Below are 19,498 nucleotides of genomic sequence, written 5' to 3'. Positions count from 1 at the left end.
CTCCTTCTTCCCCTGGTGCGATCTCGCCCGTCTGCCGCCGGACGCCGCGGAATGAGTTCTCGATCAGGCGTGCGCGTGCAGCGGCTTGCCGGCGAGGGCGAGGTGCGCCTCGCCCAGGGCCTCGTTCTGGGTCGGGTGGGCGTGCACAAGCTGCGCCACCTCGGCCGGGTACGCCTCCCAGTTGTAGATGAGCTGCGCCTCGCCGACCAGCTCGCCGACCCGCGCGCCGACCATGTGCACGCCGACGACGGGGCCGTCCTCCACCCGGACCAGCTTCACGAAACCGGCGGTCTTGAGGATCTGGCTCTTGCCGTTGCCGCCCAGGTTGTAGTTGTACGTCTTGATCTTGTCGGCGCCGTACTGCTCCTTGGCCTTCGCCTCGGTGAGGCCGACCGACGCCAGCTCGGGGTCGCAGTAGGTGACCCGGGGGATGCCGGCCTCGTCGATCACGGCCGGGTTCTGGCCGGCGATCTCCTCGGCGACGAAGATCCCCTGCTGGAAGCCCCGGTGGGCGAGCTGGAGACCGGGCACGATGTCGCCGACCGCGTAGACGTTCGGCACGCCGGTGCGCAGCCGCTCGTCGGTCAGCACGTATCCGCGGTCCATCCGGACGCCCTGCTCCTCGTAGCCGAGGTCGGCGGTGTTCGGGCCGCGGCCCACGGCGACCAGCAGCAGCTCGGCCTCGACGGTCTCGCCGCCGGCGATGGTGACCTTGACGCCGTTGTCGGTCTTCTCGACCTTCTCGAACGGCTTGCCCACCTTGAAGTTGATCTTCCGCTTGCGGAACGCCCGCTCCAGCGCCTTCGACGACTCCTCGTCCTCGGCGGCGACCAGCCGGGGCAGCGCCTCGACGATCGTCACGTCCACGCCGAAGGACTTCCACACGCTGGCGAACTCGACGCCGATCACGCCGCCGCCCAGCACGATCGCCGAGGACGGGACCCGGTCCAGGACGAGCGCGTGGTCGCTGGTGATGATCCGCTCGCCGTCGACCTCCAGGCCGGGCAGGCTCTTCGCGTACGAGCCGGAGGCCAGCACGACGTTGCGGCCGGTGTAGCGCTTGCCGTCGACCTCGACGGCGTTCGGGGCGACCAGCCGGCCGTGGCCCTCGACGATGGTGATCGCCTTGTTGCCCTTGAGCATCCCCTGGAGGCCCTTGTAGAGGCGGGAGATCACGCCGTCCTTGTAGGCGTTGACGCCGGCCATGTCGATGCCGACCAGCTCGGCCTTCACGCCGAACTGCTCCGACTCCCGGGTGGAGTCGGCGATCTCGGCGGCGTGCAGCAGGGCCTTCGTCGGGATGCACCCGTTGTGCAGGCAGGTCCCGCCGAGCTTGCCCTTCTCGACCAGCGCCACGGTCAGGCCCAGCTGGACGGCGCGCAGGGCGGTCGCGTAGCCGCCGCTGCCACCTCCGAGGATGACGATGTCGAAGGTCGCTTCGTTCGGCTCGCTCACGTCCAACTCCCAGTTCGCGTCACTGCATCGGGGGTCACGGCAGGGGTGGCACGGACAGACCCCACCTCGGTCATCTTGTCACCACCGCGTACCGGGCGCGTAGTGAGGTGCCCAACGACACGTCCCCGACACGTACGCTTGGCACCGGTTTCGATCGCGGATGTGGGGGAGACGGGCGGTGGCGCTGTTCCGACGACGCAAGAAGGCGCGCCCGGCGGGGCCCGACCGCGCGCCCGACCGCGCCGATCTCGACCACCTTGCGAACTTCGTCCGCACCCGGCGGGGGGTCGAGGCGTTCATCGAGCCCCGCACCACCGTCACCGAGACCACGGTGATCCTCATCGCCGACGACGGGGAGTGGACCCGCCGGCGCGTCGACGGCCCCGAGGGGGCCCGCCGGTTCGCGCACAAGCTGGCCATCCCGATCTACGACGTGCGGCTCATGGGCTACCCGCAGCGGATGCGGGACTACAACGAGCGTCGCAAGCGCCGCCCCGAGCTGTACTGAGTCGCCGGCCGGAGCTGCGCTGAGCCGCCGCCCCGAGCTGCGCCGAGCCGCCGCCCCGGCCCCGTGCCGGGCCGCGCGGCGGAGGGCCCCCACCGGGCGGGGGGACCCTTCCGCGCGACCGCGTCAGCCGTTGGCGGCGACGTCCTCCACCAGGTGCACGAGGGTACGCACCGGAACGCCCGTGCCGCCCTTGGTCCAGTAGCCGGTCGCCTCACCCGAGTGGTAGCTGGGGCCGGCGATGTCGAGGTGCGCCCAGGCCACGTCGTCGGTGACGAACTCGCGCAGGAACACCCCGCCCTGCAACATGTGCCCCGCCCGGTCCATCCCGGCGTTGACCTGGGAGATGTCGGCGACGTCGGACTCCATGCCCTTGCGCACCTCGTCGGGCAGCGGCATCGGCCAGGCCGGCTCGCCGACCGCGTCGCCGGCCGCCCGGACCCGCTCGCACAGCTCCGGGGTGCCCATCACGCCCGAGATCCGCTTGCCCAGCGAGACCACCTGCCCGCCGGTGAGGGTGGAGACCTCGAACAGGTAGTCGGCGCCGTCCTCGCAGGCCCGCGCCATGGCGTCGCCCAGGACCATCCGGCCCTCGGCGTCGGTGTTGAGCACCTCCACCTTCTTGCCGTTGTACATGGTGATCACGTCGCCCGGCCGGTAGCTCGTGCCCGACGGCATGTTCTCGGCCATCGGCAGGTAGCCCGTCACCGTCACCGCCGGCTTGAGCGCGGCGATCGCCAGCATGGCCGCGCCGACCGCCGCCGCGCCGCCCATGTCGGACTTCATCTCCCACATGCCCTGCGCCGGCTTGATCGAGATGCCGCCGGTGTCGAAGGTGATGCCCTTGCCGACCAGCGCCACCCGCTTGCCGCTGCCCCCGCCCTCGGGCGTGTAGGTGAGCGTGACCAGGCGCGGCGGGGCCTCCGAGCCCTGCCCGACGGCCAGGATGCCGCCGTAGCCGCCGGCCGCCAGGGCCGCCTCGTCGAGCACCTCGACGGCGAGCCCGGCCGCGCGGGCCGCCTCGGCCACCGCGTCGGCGAACCCCGGCGGGCGCAGCAGGTTCGGGGCCATGTTGACCCAGTCGCGGGTCAGCCGGACCGCGCCCGCCACCGCGTGCGCCCGCTCGATCTCGGCGCGGGCGCCCGCGTCGCCGGCCTCCGGCACCGCGACCAGCACCTCGGCGACCGGCTCCCGCCGGGCCGGCTGCGGGCGGGTCTTGTACCCGGCGAACCGGTAGCCGCCGAGCAGCGCCCCCTCGGCCACCGCGCGCAGCGCGTCGGCGGCGTCGGCGTCGTCGGGCAGCGGCAGGCTCAGCGCCACCCGGCGCGCCCCCGCCAGGGCCCGGACCGCCGAGCCGGCGGCCCGGCGCAGCGTCTCCGGCGCGGGGGCGGCCCCCGTCGGCTCGGGGCCGAGGCCGACCGCCGCGACCACCGGGGCGGTGACGGTGCCCAGCGTGGCCAGCTTGATCACCTCGCCCGGCGCCCCGGTCGCGCCGAGCAGCGCCAGCGTCTCGGTGAGCTTGCCGTCGAAGGCGGCGGCGATGCTCTCGGCGCCGCTGGCGAGCAGCAGCGCCCCGGCGGGGTCGCCGGCGGCGGCCTGCTCACCGGTCTGGCTGTGCAGGCCGATCACGATCGCGTCGACGGCGAGCTCGGCGGGGTCTGTGTCGACCAGGCTGAGGGTGGTGCTGGGCGATGTCACTGAAGCTACTCCGGGCGGGCCGGGCCGGCCGCGTCGTCGCGTACCGGCGGTGAAGGTCTCCGGCGGCAACCTACCCGCCGGACGGTGGGCTGTCCCGCCGAACACCGCCGACGGGGGTCCCGCCGATGCTAACCAGACGTTCAGCCCCCGGTAAGTTGCCACCCATGACCGACGCGACCTCCGCCGCCGCCGCGACCCGGCTGCGCCGTTCCCCGCTGCACGAGCGGCACACCGCCCTCGGCGCCAAGTTCGCCCCCTTCGGTGGCTGGGAGATGCCCCTGGAGTACGCCGGCGGCGGGGTGCTCCGGGAGCACGCGGCGGTCCGCACCGGGGTCGGCGTGTTCGACGTGTCGCACCTGGGCAAGGCGCGGGTCACCGGCCCCGGCGCGGCGGGCTTCGTCAACGCCTGCCTCAGCAACGACCTCGGCCGGATCGGCCCCGGCCAGGCGCAGTACACCCTGTGCTGCGACGACGCCACCGGCGGCGTGGTGGACGACGTCATCGCCTACCTGCACGCCGACGACCACGTCTTCCTCGTCCCGAACGCCGCGAACACCGCCGAGGTGGTGCGCCGGCTGCGCGCCGCCGCGCCCGAGCACGTCGTCGTCGACGACGAACACGACGCACACGCCGTCCTGGCGGTGCAGGGCCCGCGCTCGGCCGAGCTGCTCGCCGCGCTGGGCCTGCCCACCGACCACGACTACATGAGCTTCCGCACCGCCACCCTCGCCGACGCCGAGCTGACCGTCTGCCGCACCGGCTACACCGGCGAGCTGGGCTACGAGCTGGTGGTGCCGGCCGGGCACGCCCTCGCCGTCTGGGACGCGCTGACCGCCGCCGGCGCGGCGTACGAGCTGCGGGCCTGCGGGCTGGCCGCGCGGGACACCCTGCGCACCGAGATGGGCTACCCGCTGCACGGGCAGGACCTGTCGCCGGAGATCACCCCCGTGCAGGCCCGCTCCGGCTGGGCCGTCGGCTGGGACAAGCCGGCGTTCTGGGGCCGCGACGCGCTGCGCGCCGAGAAGGCCGCCGGTCCCGCGCGTACGCTGCGCGGCCTGGTCGCCGTCGACCGGGCGATCCCGCGCCCCGGCATGAAGCTCTACGTCGGCGACGCCTGCGTCGGCACGGTCACCAGCGGCACCTTCAGCCCGACGCGCAAGCAGGGCATCGCCCTGGCCCTGCTCGACACGGCCGCCGGCCTCGCCGACGGCGACCGGGTGGACGTCGACATCCGGGGCCGCCGCGCCGCCCTGACCCTCACCCGCCCCCCGTTCGTGACCCCCTCGGTGCGCTAGTCCCCGCTCGACGGGGTGGGGCGTTCGCCGGCGTCGAGGACGGCCTGGGTCCAGCCGCCCTCGATGACGCCCGTCGCGCCCAGCACGGCCCAGTCGACGACGTCCGCCGCCTCGACCACCACGGGCGCGCCGATGCGCACCGCCGGGTCGGTGCCGGCGTCGCTGGCGCTCGCCCCGACGATCCGCTCCGGGGCGTCCCACGACGTCACGCCCGCCCAGACGTACTCGGGGCCCTCGTCGCCCGGCAGGCCGTACTTGACCACGAGCTGCGACTCCGCCGGCAGCCGGCCCGCCAGGAACCGGGCCCGCACGTCGTCCAGGCCGGCCCGGGCGGTGGCGATCGCCCGGCTCATGGCGTCGCCGGGGCGGGCGTAGCGCACGTCCGGCGCGATGCCGTCGAACAGCGTGGCGCAGGCCGCCGCGAAGTAGCGCCCGTCCGGGCCCGGGTGCCCCGGCGGCGGGCGCAGGCTCAGGAACGAGTCGGCGTCCGGGTCGGTGGCCGGGTCCAGCTCCAGCCGCAGCAGCACCGGCGCGGTCGCCCCGTGCTGCTCCGGGTTGCCGTAGGCGACCGCGATGTCGTGCCCGGTGACCGTGGCCAGCACCGGGAGCTGCACGAACGCCGGCACCTCGTCGCCGGCCAGCCCGTCGGTCCAGGCCCGCAGCAGCCGGCGGGCGGCCCCGGTGAGCACCGCGCCCCAGGCCCGGGTGAGGTGGTCGGGCACCCCCTGGGTCTGCAACTCCAGCAGCCCGAAGCGGCGCAGCCCCTTCGTGGTGAACCACAGCCCCTCGGCGTCGGAGGAGTAGGGCACCAGCACCCAGTCGACCAGCCGGATCCGGCCCTGCTCGTCCGGCAGCGACCGCAGCGCCGTGGCCGGGTCGAGGAACTGGAGGCCGAAGACGTCCACGACGTCCCCGCCCGCGCTCTCGGCGACGGCGGCGGCGACCGCCCGCGCCGCCCACTCGTGCGCGGGCGGCCAGCCCGGCCGGTACTCCGCCTGCACCACCACCAGGTGGGTGGCCGCGGCGAGCCGGTCGAGCTGCGCCTGGCCCGCCCCGAACGCGGTCAGCAGGTCCGGCGGCAGCGCCGGGAACTCGGCGACCGGCCGGGTGTCCACGCTCATCAGCGGGCTGTCCAGCATCTGCGTCGCCAGCCCGTGCACCGGCTCGGCGAGCCGACCGGCCAGCGCCCGCACGGCCGTCTTCACGCCGACCTTCGGCAGGCCCACCATCGGCACCAGGTAGGTGGCGGTGAGCGACTCGGGGACCGGGACGGGCAGGAAGTCGTCGGTGATGAGCATGTGGTCCCCTGTCTGCCCCGTGCCGGCCTGTCGCCCGAAACGCTACCCGCCCCGGCGCGTCCGGATCAGCGGGTCGCCGCCAGCCCCAGGTAGACCAGCGTGGTCACCACCTCCACGGTCGCGCCGAGCACGTCGCCGGTGATGCCGCCGAGGCGGCGTACCAGGTGGCGCAGCAGCAGCACCGCGACGGCGAGCGCGGCGAGCACGGCGACCGGCCCCTGCCACGGGCGGCCCGGCACGGCGGCGACGGCGACGGCCGCGACGGCGGCCACGCCGACCCCCGCCGCGACCGGGCCGACGGTGCCCGCGACCAGCGCGCCCAGCCCGTCGGGCCGGGCCGCCGGCACGCCGCGCCGGCAGGCCAGGGTGACCCCGAGCCGCCCGGCCGCCGTCGCCGCCACCACCCCCGCGAGCGCCGCCGGCCACGACCGGGCCGCCAGCTCGGCGAGGACCGCGGCCTGCGTCAGGAGTACGACCACCAGCGCGGCCACCCCGAACGGCCCCACGTCCGGCTTCTTCATGATCTCCAGCGCGGCGGCGCCCCGCCGGTACGACCCCAGCGCGTCGACGGTGTCGGCGAGCCCGTCCAGGTGCAGCCCCCGGGTGAGCAGCGCGCCCGCCCCGAGGGTCACCGCCGCGGCGACCAGCGGCGCGGCGACTGCCCCGACGAGCAGCAGCACCCCGGCCAGCGCCGCCCCGAGCAGGGCGCCGACCGCCGGGGCGGACGCCATCGCGACGCCCGCCGTGGCGCGGTCGACCCGGCCGGCGCGCACCGGCCAGACGGTGAACGTGGTCAGCGCCAGCCGCAGGCCGTCGCCGACGCGCCCCCCGCCACCCGGGTGGGGATCAGTCGGCACGCCGCCCGGCCGGATCCGGCTCCGGCCCGGCCGGCTCGGCGGCCCCGGCGGACGCGGTGGTGCCCGTGGACGCGGTGGTGGCCGTGGGCGCGGTGGTGGCCGGGCCCGGGCCGGCCGGCTCCGGCTCGACGAACTCCGCGCCGCCGTCGTCGCCGTCCGTGTCACGGTCGGCGGCGGCGTCGCCTGCACCGTCGCCGTCGCCCGCACCGTCGCCGCCTGCACCGTCGCCGTCGCCGTCGCCGCCCGCACCGTCGCCGTCCGCGCCTGCGGCAGCCGCCTCGTCCGCCACGGTCGCGGCGTCGTCCGGGCCCGGCCGGGCGGGCAGCGCGGCGGCCAGCGACAGCACCGAGCGCAGCAGCGGCAGCGCGGTCAACGCGTTCGCCCCCTCGCCGAGGTCGAGCCGCAGGTCCAGCAGGGGATCGAGGCCCAGCACGTCGGCGGCGAGCCGGACCGCCGGGTGGCCGCCGTGGTCGGCCAGCAGGCACCAGTGCCGGGCCTGCCCGGCCAGGTCCCGGCTGACCATGCCGGCCGCCAGGCCGACCGGGCCGTCCAGCAGCACCGGCAGCCGGCGGGCGGTCGCGCCGAGCAGCACGCCGGTCGCCACCGCGATGTCCCCGCCGCCCAGCTCGGCCAGCACGTCCTTGGCGTCGCGGGGCGAGCGCCGGGTGCGGTGCAGCGCGTCCCGGACCGCCGCGCAGCGTCGCATCCACGCCGCGTCGTCGATCTCGCCGCCCGCCGTCACCACCCGGCCGAGCACCGCCGGTGGCTCCGCGCCGGCCGTCGCCGCGAGCACCGCCGCCGCGGCGGCGTCCGTGCCGGCTCCGCACGCCGCCAGCACCAGCAGCCGTACGCCCGCCTCGGCGGCCTCCTCGGCCAGCCGCCAGCCGTACCGCAGGGCCTGCTCGACCTGCTCGTGGTCCAGGGCCGGCAGGCGCTCGATGGGCTCGGACGCCGGCGTCTCGACGACCTGGAGGCTCGCGCCGTTCTCGGCGGCCAGCCGGGCCAGCACGCCCTGCCCGGCGCGGGCCTGCGCCGCCCGTCGGGCCGACTCCCCGGGCGGGGCGCCGGCGGCGGCCCCACCGGCGTGGTCGCCGTGCAGCAGCAGCACCCGCACGCTGTCCCAGGGCTTCGGCGTCGGCGTGCCCTGGGTGGCCGCGGCGAAGCCGACCACCCGCTCCAGCACGCCCAGCCCGGCCCCGGGCACGTCCAGGGTGGCCAGCCGCTCGACGGCCTGCGGCCCGGTGTACTCGTCGGGCATCGGCAGCTCCATGCCGGGCTGGATGACCAGGCCCGTGGCGACCACCGGCAGCGCCATCGTCGGCGCGGCCCAGGGCGCGCCGGCCGGCTCCGGCGCCGTGGTCGGGGTCAGCACCTGCGGCAGCGCCGCGCGGTCGTCGTGCCCACCGCCGGCCGCCGTAGCCGTCGCCTGGGCGGCCGCCCCCTGCGCGGCCGTCGCCTGGGCGGCCGTCGTCGCGGCCGGAGCCGGGACCGCCGCCTGCGGGGCGGGGACCGCCCCGGCCCCGCCGCCCGGCGCGGCGGGGGCCTTGAGCCAGCACGCCTGGCCGGCGACCACCAGCACCACCGCGTCGCAGACGTCGGCGACCGCCCGGTTGGCCGCGCCGAGCGCGTCGACGAACGCCCGCCCCAACGGGGTGGTCGGCACCAGCGACAGCCCCACCTCGGGACTGACCAGCACCAACCGCGCCGGGCAGGCCCGCACCGCGTCGGCCAGCTCGGCGATGGTCGCCGTGTCGTCCGCCGGCTGGTGGGCCGGGTCGAGCAGCACGGTCACCCAGCCGCCGAGGTCGTCGACGAGCAGCGTCTCGTTCGGCCCGGCCGACGCGACGACGTCGGCCAGCCGGCGCGGGTCGTCGGCGGTCTCCTCGGTGGTCCACGACCCCGGCCGCCGGGCGCGATGCGCCTCCAGGCGGGCCGCCCACTCGGCGTCGGTCGGGTCGCCGGCAGCCGAGGTCGCCACGTAGCGGACCGTGGGCGCCTCGGCGACCAGGGACTCCGCGAACTCGGACTTGCCGGAGCGGATCCCGCCGAGCACCAGGACCGTGTTCCACCCGTCAACGGACATGCCCCGTACCTTAAGGCCGCCGCGGCCCGCGCCGCCGGTCGGCCCGCGCCGGTGACCACGGTTCGGGCGGACGGGGCGGGGCCCCGGGCGGCCCCGCCGCCGCCGGCGGCCCGGCCGGCGGGTGGAGCGGCGGGCCGTCCGGCACGGGGCCGACTACGCTTGCGGGGGTTCGTCCCAGGGGGACTTCAGCGGCGAGGGGAGACGCGGCATGGCGTGGAGCTGGCGGTACGAGGGCGCGGACGGCGCGGCGGCCGAGGGGCCGGCGGAGACGTTCGGGAGCCAGGCGGACGCCGAGTCCTGGATCGGCCAGACCTGGCGGGAGCTCGCGGCATCCGGCGTCACGACGGTCACGCTCGTCGAGGACGACCGGGTGGACTACCGGATGAGCCTCCAGCCCCCGGCCGAGTGATGACACCGGGCCGCCCGGGCGGCGGCGAGCCGCTGGTGCTCGGGGTGCCCCGGGCGGCCTTCCGGCCCAGCCCGGTGTTCCTGGCGTTGGTCGCGCTCTTCGCGGCCAGCGGCGTCATGGCCTGGAACCGGTTCGGCAACGTCCGGTTCGACGTGTTCCTCTTCGTCGTCTCGGGCTGGCTCGTCTCGCTGTGCCTGCACGAATACGCGCACGCGGTGGTCGCCTACCGGGCCGGGGACCGCGACATCGCCCACCGGGGCTACCTGACGCTCAACCCGTTCAAGTACACCCACCCGCTGCTGTCGATCGTGCTGCCCGTGGTGGTGGTGCTGCTCGGCGGCATCGGCCTGCCCGGCGGCGCGGTGTGGGTGGACCGGCACGCCATCCCGGGGCGGCTGCGGCACACCCTGGTCAGCCTCGCCGGCCCGGCCACCAACGTGCTGTTCACCCTGGTGCTGGTGGCGGTGCTGCGGGTCGGCTTCGGCGGCGGCGGGTCGGTGGAGTTCTGGGCGGGCCTGGCGCTGCTGGCGTTCCTCCAGCTCACCGCCAGCGTGCTCAACCTGCTGCCGGTGCCCGGCCTCGACGGCGGCAACATGATCCAGCCGTGGCTGAACCCGCAGTGGCGACGGATGTACGACCTGTTCGCCCCGTTCGGGTTCATCCTGCTGTTCGCGCTGCTGTGGAACCCGCGCCTCGGCGGCTGGTTCTTCGACGCGGTCTTCGCCGTGGCGAACCTGCTCGGCCTGCCCCCGTGGCTCTACGCCGCCGGCCTCGACCTGATCCGCTTCTGGCAGGGCTGACCCGCACCCGAACGGCGGTGGCGGGCCCGGTCCGGCCGGCGTGCCGCGCCGACCGGACCGGGACGCCTCACGGCCGCTTCGCGGGGGACTGCGTCTTGCCCGGGTCCCGCTCGACGACCGGGTCGACGACGGCGTCGATCGCCTTGAGCAGGTCGGCGTCGAGCTTCACCCCGGCCGCCTTCACGTTGTCGTGCACCTGCTCGGGACGGGACGCCCCGACGATCGCCGAGGAGACGTTCGGGTTCTGCAACACCCAGGCGATGGCGAGCTGCGGCATGCTCAGCCCGGCCTGCTCGGCCAACGGCTTGAGCTGCTGCACCCGGGTCAGCACCTCGTCGGTGAGCAACCGGGCGATGAAGTTCGCCCCCGACTTCTCGTCGGTGGCCCGGGAACCGGCCGGCGGCGGCTGGCCAGGAAGGTATTTGCCCGACAGCACGCCCTGCGCGATCGGCGACCAGACGATCTGCCCGATGCCCAGCTCCTCGCAGGTCGGCACCACCTCGGCCTCGATGACCCGCCACAGCATCGAATATTGCGGCTGGCTGGACACCAGCGGGATGCGCAGCTCCCGGGCGAGCCGGTGGCCGGCCCGGATCTGCTCCGCCGTCCACTCCGAGACGCCGATGTAGTGGGCCTTGCCGGAGTGCACGACGTCGGCGAACGCCTCCATCGTCTCCTCCAGCGGAGTGCTGTGGTCGTACCGGTGGGCCTGGTAGAGGTCCACGTAGTCGGTCTGCAGCCGGCGCAGCGAGCCGTTGATCGACTCCATGATGTGCTTGCGGGACAGGCCCCGGTCGTTGCGACCGGGACCGGTCGGCCAGAAGACCTTCGTGAAGATCTCCAGCCCCTCGCGGCGCTCGCCCTTCAGCGCCCGGCCGAGCACCTCCTCGGCCTTCGTGCCGGCGTACGTGTCGGCGGTGTCGAACGTGGTGATGCCCGTCTCCAGCGCGGCCCGGACGCAGGCGGTCGCCGCGTCCTCCTCGACCTGCGACCCGTGGGTGATCCAGTTGCCGTACGAGATCTCGCTGACCAGCAGGCCCGAACGGCCCAGGTGTCGGAAGTCCATGGTGCGACCCTAGCCCGCCCGCGTCATGGTCACCTGCCCGCAGGGCGCGCGGCGGCTCGGGTCAGACCAGCGGGCTGGCGTCGGCGAGCAGGTGGTCGATCTGCTCGACCACCCGGTCGCGGCTCGGATGCACCGGGTCGATCAGCGGCGCGCCCCGCCGGTCCAGCGCGCCCCAGCGGCCGAGGCCGTCGCCGACCAGGTACGCCACCGGGTGCACCACCAGCGCCGGGTGCGCCGGGGCCACCAGCACCCGGCCCGTGCGGTCCACCACCCCGCGTCGGCCGTTCAACTCCACCACGGCCAGCCCCTCGTCGGTGAAGCCGTCGACGTAGCGGCCGTCGAACAGGGCCGTGGTGAAGCCGTGGTAGCGGGTGGGCACCACCACCGTGCCGGTGCGGTCGACCGCCCCCCAGCCCCCGCCGACGCGGACCGCCGCCACCCCGCCCCGGAACGGCCGCACGTCGTCGAAACCGGGCGGAATCACCACCATGTTGGACGGATCCACCGCCATCCAGTTGCCGGTGCCGTCCATCGACACCCAGGCGAGGCCGTCGGAGAACGAACCGACCGACCGGTAGCCGTTGTTGGCCTGGATCAGCGTGCGGCCCGAGTCGTCGATCAGCGCCCACCGGGTGCCCTCCGGCCGGCGTACCCAGGCCACGCCCTCCCGGAACGGCTGCGCCTCGGCGTAGTCGGTGCCGATCACCAGGTTGCCGTCGGCGTCGGCGTAGCCCCACCGGTCCAGGTCCTCGTCGTACGTCGGCACCGGCGGCCGGGGCGTCCGCAGGATCTCCGACCGCCCGCGTGGATAGGGGCCGAAGCCGTCCCGCCGGGCCCGCTCGGCGACCGCGTCCAGCGCGATCCGGGTGCGGGCGAGCAGCTCCGGATCGGCGGACCGTTGCAGGTCGAGGGCCCGCTCGAAGTGCTGGCACGCCTCGATCAGCCGGCCCTGGTCGTAGCAGCAGCGGCCGGCGTGCTCGTGCAGGGCCGCGCGCAGCGGGTCGGGCAGCTCCGTCGAGTTGGCCTCCGCGAAGAGCCGGTCGGCCTCGGCGAACTCGCCCCGCCAGCGCAGCACGTGGGCCAGGCGCGCCCGCGCCAGCGCGGTCCGCCGCAACTCGCCGGTGGCCTCGGCGTACGTCAGCGCCAGCCGGGCGTCGTCGGCCGCGTCCCCCAGGTCGCCGAGCAGGCGCGACGCCACCGCCCGCAGGCTCAGCAGCCGGGCCCGGGACCGGTTGTCCAGGGCGACGTCGAGCTTGGCGGTCAGCCCCTCCCGTACGCTGCGCAGCAGCTCCGGGTCGTCGGCCTCCTCGCGCAGGGTCTCCGGGTGCAGCCGCCACCGCAGGGCCGCGAGCGTCTGCTCCGGGTCGGCCGGAGCGGCCCGCCGCTCCTGGCCGGGCCGTGGCTCCGCCCCGACGACGGACCCGGCCGGCGACACGGGCTGCGCGGGCACACCGGACACGGGCTGTGCAGGTACGCCGGACACCGGCCGGGCGGATTCGCCGGACCCGGGATACGCGGGCGGTGCCGAGGCGGGACGTGGCTGCTCCGGCACCGGCTGAGCGCCGGGCGACGCGGACAGGGCCGGCGGCGCGGACACGGGGGGCGCGGACACGGGCGGGGCGGACACGGGCCGGGTGGACACTGGCGGGGCGGACACGGGCGGGGCGGACACGGGCGGGGCGGACACGGGCCGGGTGGATACCGGCGGGGTGGGCACGGGCGGCGCGGACAGCGGCGGCGGTGCGGACGCCGGTGACGCGGGCGCGGCGCTCACCGGGCGCGGGTCGACACCCCGGTCGGCCGGGACCGGAGCCTGCGGCGTCGCCGGGCGCGCGTCGGCGTCGGCCGGACCGCCGGTGTGCTGCGGCTCGGGCGTCGCCGGCACCGGGTCGGCCGGAGCCGGAACCCGGGTCGACGAGGCCGGCACCGCAGCCGGGGTCGGTGCCGGGGTGGGGGGCGAGACCTGCGCCGGGACCGGAGTGGGGACCGGGTCCGCAGCGGCGGCGGGAGCGGCCGGCTCGGGGACCGGCGACACCGGTCTGTTCGGGCGGAACCACGCGTCGGACTGCTCCGGCGGGGGCGACGTCGCCGCGCCTGCCGGCCCCGGGGACGGCCGTTCGTCGACCGCCCGAGGCCGGTCGGCCCCGCCGGGGGTGGCGTCGTCCGGTGCCCCGGCCGCCCGCGCCCGGCCGGCCGGCACGTCGACGATCGAGGCGATCACGCTCTCGTCCCGGTCGGTGGTGTCGTCCCGGCCGGTGGTCCCCGCCGGCGCGGGGTCCCCGGCCGGATCGGCGGGAACGGTCGGCGGGCGGGCGGCATCCGGGACCGCGGCGACGACCGGTTCGCCGGCCACGTCCGGGCCGGTCGTGACGCCCGGCTCGGCGGACCCGGCAGCGGCTTCGGGCCCGGTGGCTTCGGGCCCGGTGGCTTCGGGCCCGGTGGCCTCGGGCCCGGTGGCGGCCCGGGACTCGACGGCGGGCCCGGGCTGCACGGTGCGCTCGGGCCCCGCGGTGCCTTCGGGCTCGGCGGTGGCGTCGGGTTCGACCACGGGTGCGGGCTCGGCGGCTGCCCCGGGCCTGGCTGCGGATCCGGGCGTGGCGGAGCCCCCGGGGCCGGTCGGGACGGGCGCGTCCACCGGTACGGCAGCCGGCGGCTCGTCCGGCCCCTGGGCGGCCTGCGGTTCGGGGGCGTCGGCCGGCGGTTCCGGCGTCGGATCCGTCGACTCCGGAGCGACGGACGGCACCGGCGGCACGGGCTGCTCCGGTCGCGGGCGGCTCGATGGCTCGGCAGACCGCGGAGCGGCGACCGGGGCGGTCGCGGCCGGGGCGTCCGGGCGTACCGTGTCGCCCCCGGCGGCCGGTGGACCGCCGGGCACGGTCCGGGGCTCGGCCGGCGCGGGGGCGGGCAGGAACTCCAGCCGCAGCCGGGCGGCGGGCGGCGCGGGGACGGGCTCGGCGGGTGGCACGGGAACCGGCCGTGCCGGGGGGACGGGCTCGGTCGGTGGCGCGGAGACCGGTGCCGACGGCGCGGGTGGCGTCGGCACGATGCGCGTCGGTGCGGGTGGCACGGGCGGCGCGGAGACCGGTGCCGCCGACGCGGCCGGCGTGAGCTCGGTCGGCGGCGCGGAGACCGGCCTGGCCACCGGCGGTCCCGCGACGGGCCTGGTCACCGGCGGCCCCTGGGCCGGCCTGGCCACCGGCGGCACCGAGATCGGCCTGCCCGGCGGTCCGCTGGCGGGGGCGTCGCTCACGGGTACGCCGGTGGTGGGCGGTCCGCTGACGGGCGTGAGAGGCGTGCCGGGCCGTGCGGCCGGCGGCGCGTCGGCGGCCGGCTCGACCGGGCGACGCGGCTCGACCGGTGGGCGGATCGGCTCGACCGGCGGGCGGTGCGGGTGCGGCTCGACGGGGAACCGCGCCGGTCCGGCCGCCGGACGCCAGGGCTCCACCGGCGGGCGCAGCGACTCCGTCGGCGGGCGCAGCGGTTCGGCCGGGGGGCGGGGTGGCTCCACCGGTGCGCGGTGCGGTTCGACCGGCGGGCGGTGCGGCTCGACGGGCCGGTGCGGCGGGGGGCCGAACCGGGGGCCGGGGGCGCTGTCCTGCCTCGGTGGCGAGCCGGCGCGATCGACCGACGGGCGGGGCCCGTACCGGTCGGTGACCGGCCGTTCGTCGCCGCGGCCGTCGGCGGCCGGCCACTCGCCTCGGCGCGGGTCGCCCCGGCGCGGGTTCGCGGGGGCGGGGTTCCGGCCCAGGTCCGGACGGAGCTGGCCGGGCTGCGGCCAGGGCAGGGCACCGTCGCGCGGCGGGGCCGGCCGGACACCGGGCTCGCGGTGCTCCTCCGCCTGCGCGGCGGCGTCCCGCCCGTCCCGGTAGGGGCGGGCGTCCCGGTACTGCGCCGGTCCGCCCCGGTCGCCAGGGTGGCGCGGTGCGTCGGCGGTGGGGCGTGCGGGCAGGTCGGCGGGGTGGCGCGGCGCGTCGGCGGCGGGGCGTGCGGGCAGGTCGGCGGGGTGGCGTGGCGCGTCGGCGGGCCGGCCCTGCTGGCGGTCCAGCCGGTCCGCGCCCTGACCGGTGCCGGCCGCCGGGGGGCCCGGCCACCCGTCCGGGCCCGGTCCGACACGGCCGTCGCGGTCCAGCGTGGACCGGCGGCGTTCGGGCCAGCCGGCGGCGGCCGGCCCCGGCCGGTCGCCGTAGGGCCGGTTCGGGTGCTCGTCCGGCTCGGGCAACCATCCGGCATCGCTGCGGGCTGCGGGGGAGACCGGGGTCGCCTCGGCGGGCCCCGGCCGGCGGCCGGGGTCGGCGGGGCGTGGCTGGTCGTAGCGTGGCGGGTCGTGCCGGCCGACGGCCGCGTCGCGGTCCGGCGTCCAGCCGGGGGAGCGCCGGTCGTGCCGGCCGGGCTGGTCGGGCTGGTCGTGGGCGGGATGCCGCGGCGGGTACGCCTCGGCCGGCCCACGCTCCTCCCAGCCGCGCCGCGCCGGTCCCCACTCGTCCGGCGCGGGGGGCCGGCGGTACGGGGCGTGCTCGTCGGCGGCGCGGCGACGGTGCGGGGCCTGCTCGTCGGTTGCGGCGTGCCGGCGGTGCGGTGTGACGTCGTCGGATCCGGGTCGGCGGTGCGGTGCGGCGTCGTCGGGTGCGTGCCGGCGGTACGGTGCGGCGTCGCCCGGCGCGGGACGCCGGTACGGGGCGTGGGCGTCGGCGGCGGGGCGCGGGCGGTAGGGGTCGTGTTCCTCGGGCGCGGGTCGGCGGTGGCGGTCGCGCTCGTCCGGGGCGGCGCGTCGCCCGTCGTCCGCCGGCCGGCGGTACGGGTCGTGCTCGGTGCCGGGCCGGCGGTAGCCGTCCGGCTCGGTGACCGGACGACGGAAGGCGTCCTGCTCGCTCGGCCGTGGGTGGGCGTCCTGCTCCACCGGCCGGCGGTACGGGTCCTGCTCGGTGCCGGGACGCCGGTACGGGTCGTGGTCGGTGGTCGGGCGGCGGTACCGGTCGTGCTCGTCGGATCCGGGCCGGCGGTACGGGTCGTGCCCGTCCGGGGCGGGGCTGACCGGCTGCACCTCGGCCCGGCCGACGGCGGCGGCGCGGCCCCGGGGCGGGGGCGGCTGGTGCCGCAGGCCGATGTCGCCCGGGTAGCGCTGCCCCGGGAACTGCGGCTGCCATTCGGTGGTCGGCTCGAACACCCAGGACGGCTCGGCCGGATCGCGCCAGCGGTCGATGAAGTCGCCGCTCATCCGCAGGTCCCGTCGCCGCCCGCGTGGCGAGCCCCGGTGCCCGGCTCGCGTCGCTCGCTCACGGCGATGTCACCTCGTTGGAAATTGTCGAGCTGGGCACCTCACCTGCCGGTAAAGTCGCCCGGTCCGGCGCGGGTGGCTGCGGAAGGAGGGTAACGGCGTGGGCTCTGTCACCGCCACTGTGGCACCGCCCACCGAGTCAAACGTTATCCTATGGTTTCGGACATTCGGTGCGATAGTGCGATCCGGATTCCGCCGGTACGCCACGTACCGCCAGGCCGCGCTTGCCGGTGCCGTCACCAACATCGTCTTCGGTTTCCTGCGCTGCTACGTCCTGCTCGGCGCGGCGGGCGAGGCGGGCGCCGTGGCCGGGTACGACCGGGCGCAGTTCGCCACCTTCGTCTGGGCGGGGCAGGGCATGCTCGCGGTGATCCTGCTGTGGGGCCGGCCCGAGCTCGCCGAGCGGATCCGCACCGGCGACGTGGCCAGCGACCTGCTGCGCCCGGTCCACCCGGTGACCAGCTACCTCGCCACCGACCTGGGCCGGGCGGGCTGGGCGTGCGTGTCCCGGCTGCTGCCGCCGGTCCTGGTCGGCCCGCTCTTCTTCGACGTGCACCTGCCGGCCCGCTGGTCGACCGTGCCGCTGTTCGTGGTCTCCGCGACGGTCGCGGTGGTGCTCTGCTTCGGCTGCCGGTTCCTGGTCAACGCCACCGCGTACTGGCTCCAGGACGTCCGGGGCCCGCAGATCCTGTGGACCCTCGGCTCGGGGGTGCTCGCCGGTCTCTACTTCCCGCTGCCGTTCCTGCCCGACGGGCTGTTCCTGGCGTTGCAGCTGGCCACCCCGTTCCCGAGCCTCCTACAGACCCCGCTCGACGTGCTGGTCGAGCGGGATCCGACGGGCGTGCAGGTCGCGCTGGTCGGGGTGCAGGTCGGCTGGGCGGCGGCGATCCTCGCCCTGTGCCGGCTGGTGCAGCGCCGCGCCGAGCGCCGCCTGGTGGTGCAGGGTGGCTGACCACCGGCTGCGGGCGTACGGGGCGCTGCTCGGTGCGCAGGCCCGGTCGCAGGCCGCCTACCGGGCGTCGTTCGCGGTGGACCTGGTCGGCAACGTCGGGGCCACCGTCTTCGACGTGGTGACCGTCCTGGTGATCTTCGGGGTGACCCGGGAGCTGGGCGGGTTCACGCTGCGCGAGACGCTGGTCATGGTGGGCCTGTCGGCCTGCGCGTTCGCCACCGCCGACCTGCTCGTCGGCAACGTCGAGCGGCTGCCCGCGTACGTGCGCACCGGGCTGTTCGACGCGGTGCTGCTGCGCCCGCTCGGCGCGCTGCCCCAGCTGCTGCTGATGGACCTGCCGCTGCGCAAGGTGTCCCGGGCGGTGTTCGGCCTGGCCGTGCTGCTGGTGGCCCTGGCCCGCGCCGGCATCGAGTGGACCCCGGGCCGGGTGGCGCTGGCGGTGGCCGCCCCGCTGGCCGGGGTGGTCTTCTTCGGGTCGCTCTTCGTGGCCACCGCCACCGTGTCGTTCTACTGGACCGACTCGGGGGAGCTGGCCAACTCGGTCACCTACGGCGGGCGCGACTTCACGACGTACCCCGTCACGATCTTCGACGGCTGGTTCCGCGCGGCCTTCGCGTACGGGATGGGGTTCGCCTTCGTCAGTTACCAGCCGGCGCTGGCGCTGCTCGGCCGGGCCGACCCGCTCGGCCTGCCGGCCTGGGTCGGCTGGGTCTCGCCGGCCGTCGCGCTGGTCGCCGCCGCCCTCGCCGCCGCCGCCTGGCGCGTCGGGGTCCGCCACTACCGGAGTACGGGATCATGAGCGTCATCGACGTGCGCGACCTGCGCAAGGAGTTCACGGTCCGGGTCAAGGCCGGCCGGCTGCGCCGCGAGAAGCGCACCGTGGCGGCGGTGGCCGGGGTCGACCTGCGCGTCGAGCGCGGCGAGCTGCTCGGCTACATCGGCCCGAACGGCGCGGGCAAGTCCACCACCCTGAAGATGCTGACCGGCGTGCTGACCCCCACCTCCGGGCGGGTACGCGTGTGCGGGCTGCGCCCGGTGCCCGAGCGCACCCGGCTGGCGCTGCGCGTCGGCGTGGTCTTCGGCCAGCGGTCCCAGCTCTGGTGGGACCTGCCGCTGCGGGAGTCGTTCGACCTGCTGCGGCACGTCTACCGGGTGCCGGCCGCCGCGCACGCCGCCCGGCTGCGCCGCTGCCGCGACCTGCTCGACCTGGACGCCTTCGCCGACATCCCGGTGCGGCAGCTCTCCCTCGGCCAGCGGATGCGCGGCGAGCTGACCGCCGCCCTGCTGCACGGCCCGGAGGTGCTCTTCCTCGACGAGCCGACGATCGGGCTGGACGTGGTGAGCCGGCAGGCCGTGCGGGGCTTCCTGGCCGAGCTCGGCCGCACCGGCGACACCACCCTCGTGCTCACCACGCACGACCTGGCCGACATCGAGCGGCTGTGCCCGCGCCTCGTGGTGATCGACCACGGCCGGGTGGTGCACGACGGCTCGATCGCCGCCCTGCACGACCGCTACGGCTCCCGCCGCCTCGTCGTCGCCGACCTGGACACCGCCCTGCCACAGCCGCCGGAGCTGCCGGGCGCCCCGCTGCTGCGGGTGGAGGCCGACGGGCACCGGCTGGTCTTCGCGCTGGAGTCGGCGGGCGTCGCCGACGTGGTGGCCGCCCTGGCCGGGCGGGCCGCCCTGCGGGACGTGTCGATCGTCGAGCCGGACATCGAGGACGTCGTCGCCCGCCTGTACGCGGGTAAGGAGGGGCCCCTTGTTAACGCTTCCGGTATGGCAGGGGCCCCTTCTTAACCAGCGCT

At 76.8% G+C, this 19,498-nt stretch carries 14 protein-coding genes; 7 read left to right on the top strand and 7 right to left on the bottom strand.

What is annotated here, in order from left to right; genetic code table 11:
• Window positions 1-63: 63 nt before the first annotated feature.
• A complete protein-coding gene (gene lpdA / locus O7633_RS10430) occupies window positions 64-1,455 on the bottom strand; it encodes a dihydrolipoyl dehydrogenase (protein WP_282327555.1) in 1,392 nt (463 codons plus the stop codon).
• A gap of 178 nt (window positions 1,456-1,633) precedes the next feature.
• Between lpdA and O7633_RS10425 the strand changes: the two genes are divergently transcribed.
• A complete protein-coding gene (locus O7633_RS10425) occupies window positions 1,634-1,963 on the top strand; it encodes a hypothetical protein (protein WP_074474796.1) in 330 nt (109 codons plus the stop codon).
• A 123-nt stretch (window positions 1,964-2,086) separates the two neighbouring features.
• Here the strand turns inward: O7633_RS10425 and O7633_RS10420 are convergent, their stop codons facing one another.
• The gene (locus O7633_RS10420; RefSeq protein WP_282327554.1) at window positions 2,087-3,658 is read right to left on the bottom strand and encodes a leucyl aminopeptidase; all 1,572 of its coding nucleotides are present in this window, start codon (window positions 3,656-3,658) and stop codon (window positions 2,087-2,089) included.
• Between the two features lie 164 nt (window positions 3,659-3,822).
• Between O7633_RS10420 and gcvT the strand changes: the two genes are divergently transcribed.
• Window positions 3,823-4,953, top strand: a complete 1,131-nt coding sequence (gene gcvT / locus O7633_RS10415) for a glycine cleavage system aminomethyltransferase GcvT (protein ID WP_282327552.1) — start codon at window positions 3,823-3,825, stop codon at window positions 4,951-4,953.
• Here gcvT and O7633_RS10410 read toward each other — a convergent pair.
• The 3 genes from O7633_RS10410 to O7633_RS10400 form a co-directional block, all read right to left on the bottom strand.
• The gene (locus O7633_RS10410; protein ID WP_278128303.1) at window positions 4,950-6,251 is read right to left on the bottom strand and encodes a DUF2314 domain-containing protein; all 1,302 of its coding nucleotides are present in this window, start codon (window positions 6,249-6,251) and stop codon (window positions 4,950-4,952) included. The genes gcvT and O7633_RS10410 overlap by 4 nt on opposite strands.
• 65 nt (window positions 6,252-6,316) lie before the next feature.
• A complete protein-coding gene (locus O7633_RS10405) occupies window positions 6,317-7,108 on the bottom strand; it encodes an adenosylcobinamide-GDP ribazoletransferase (RefSeq protein WP_282327551.1) in 792 nt (263 codons plus the stop codon).
• Window positions 7,098-9,191 (bottom strand): bifunctional adenosylcobinamide kinase/adenosylcobinamide-phosphate guanylyltransferase, encoded by a 2,094-nt coding sequence (locus O7633_RS10400; protein WP_282327550.1) that lies wholly within the window; start codon window positions 9,189-9,191, stop codon window positions 7,098-7,100. Before O7633_RS10400 ends, O7633_RS10405 begins: the two co-directional genes overlap by 11 nt.
• 208 nt (window positions 9,192-9,399) lie before the next feature.
• On the opposite strand from O7633_RS10400, the gene O7633_RS10395 reads away from it, so the two are divergent.
• Window positions 9,400-9,600, top strand: a complete 201-nt coding sequence (locus tag O7633_RS10395) for a hypothetical protein (RefSeq protein WP_074474959.1) — start codon at window positions 9,400-9,402, stop codon at window positions 9,598-9,600.
• Window positions 9,600-10,400: a site-2 protease family protein gene (locus O7633_RS10390; RefSeq protein ID WP_074474801.1), complete on the top strand. Its 801-nt coding sequence runs from the start codon at window positions 9,600-9,602 to the stop codon at window positions 10,398-10,400. Before O7633_RS10395 ends, O7633_RS10390 begins: the two co-directional genes overlap by 1 nt.
• A gap of 67 nt (window positions 10,401-10,467) precedes the next feature.
• On the opposite strand, the gene O7633_RS10385 is transcribed toward O7633_RS10390, so the two are convergent.
• Together O7633_RS10385 and O7633_RS10380 are read right to left on the bottom strand one after the other, a co-directional pair.
• On the bottom strand, window positions 10,468-11,466 hold the full coding sequence (locus O7633_RS10385; RefSeq protein ID WP_282327549.1) for an aldo/keto reductase family protein: 999 nt from the start codon (window positions 11,464-11,466) through the stop codon (window positions 10,468-10,470).
• Between the two features lie 61 nt (window positions 11,467-11,527).
• Entirely contained in the window at window positions 11,528-16,681 is a 5,154-nt protein-coding gene (locus O7633_RS10380) for a WG repeat-containing protein (protein ID WP_282327548.1), read from the bottom strand.
• 238 nt (window positions 16,682-16,919) lie between these two features.
• On the opposite strand from O7633_RS10380, the gene O7633_RS10375 reads away from it, so the two are divergent.
• The 3 genes from O7633_RS10375 to O7633_RS10365 are packed head-to-tail and all read left to right on the top strand — an operon-like array spanning window position 16,920 to window position 19,490.
• Window positions 16,920-17,693, top strand: coding sequence for an ABC-2 family transporter protein (locus tag O7633_RS10375; protein ID WP_282327547.1), 774 nt, complete (start codon window positions 16,920-16,922; stop codon window positions 17,691-17,693).
• Window positions 17,686-18,492 (top strand): ABC-2 family transporter protein, encoded by an 807-nt coding sequence (locus O7633_RS10370; RefSeq protein WP_282327546.1) that lies wholly within the window; start codon window positions 17,686-17,688, stop codon window positions 18,490-18,492. The genes O7633_RS10375 and O7633_RS10370 overlap by 8 nt, the downstream gene beginning before the upstream one ends.
• Window positions 18,489-19,490: an ATP-binding cassette domain-containing protein gene (locus O7633_RS10365; RefSeq protein ID WP_282327544.1), complete on the top strand. Its 1,002-nt coding sequence runs from the start codon at window positions 18,489-18,491 to the stop codon at window positions 19,488-19,490. Before O7633_RS10370 ends, O7633_RS10365 begins: the two co-directional genes overlap by 4 nt.
• Window positions 19,491-19,498 lie beyond the last annotated feature (8 nt).

Origin of the sequence: Micromonospora sp. WMMD712, from assembly GCF_029581295.1 — a bacterium.
Taxonomy (GTDB): Bacteria; Actinomycetota; Actinomycetes; order Mycobacteriales; family Micromonosporaceae; genus Micromonospora; species Micromonospora carbonacea.
The sequence above is the reverse complement of the archived record's forward strand: the minus strand, read 5'-3'. Positions and strand labels throughout refer to the sequence as shown.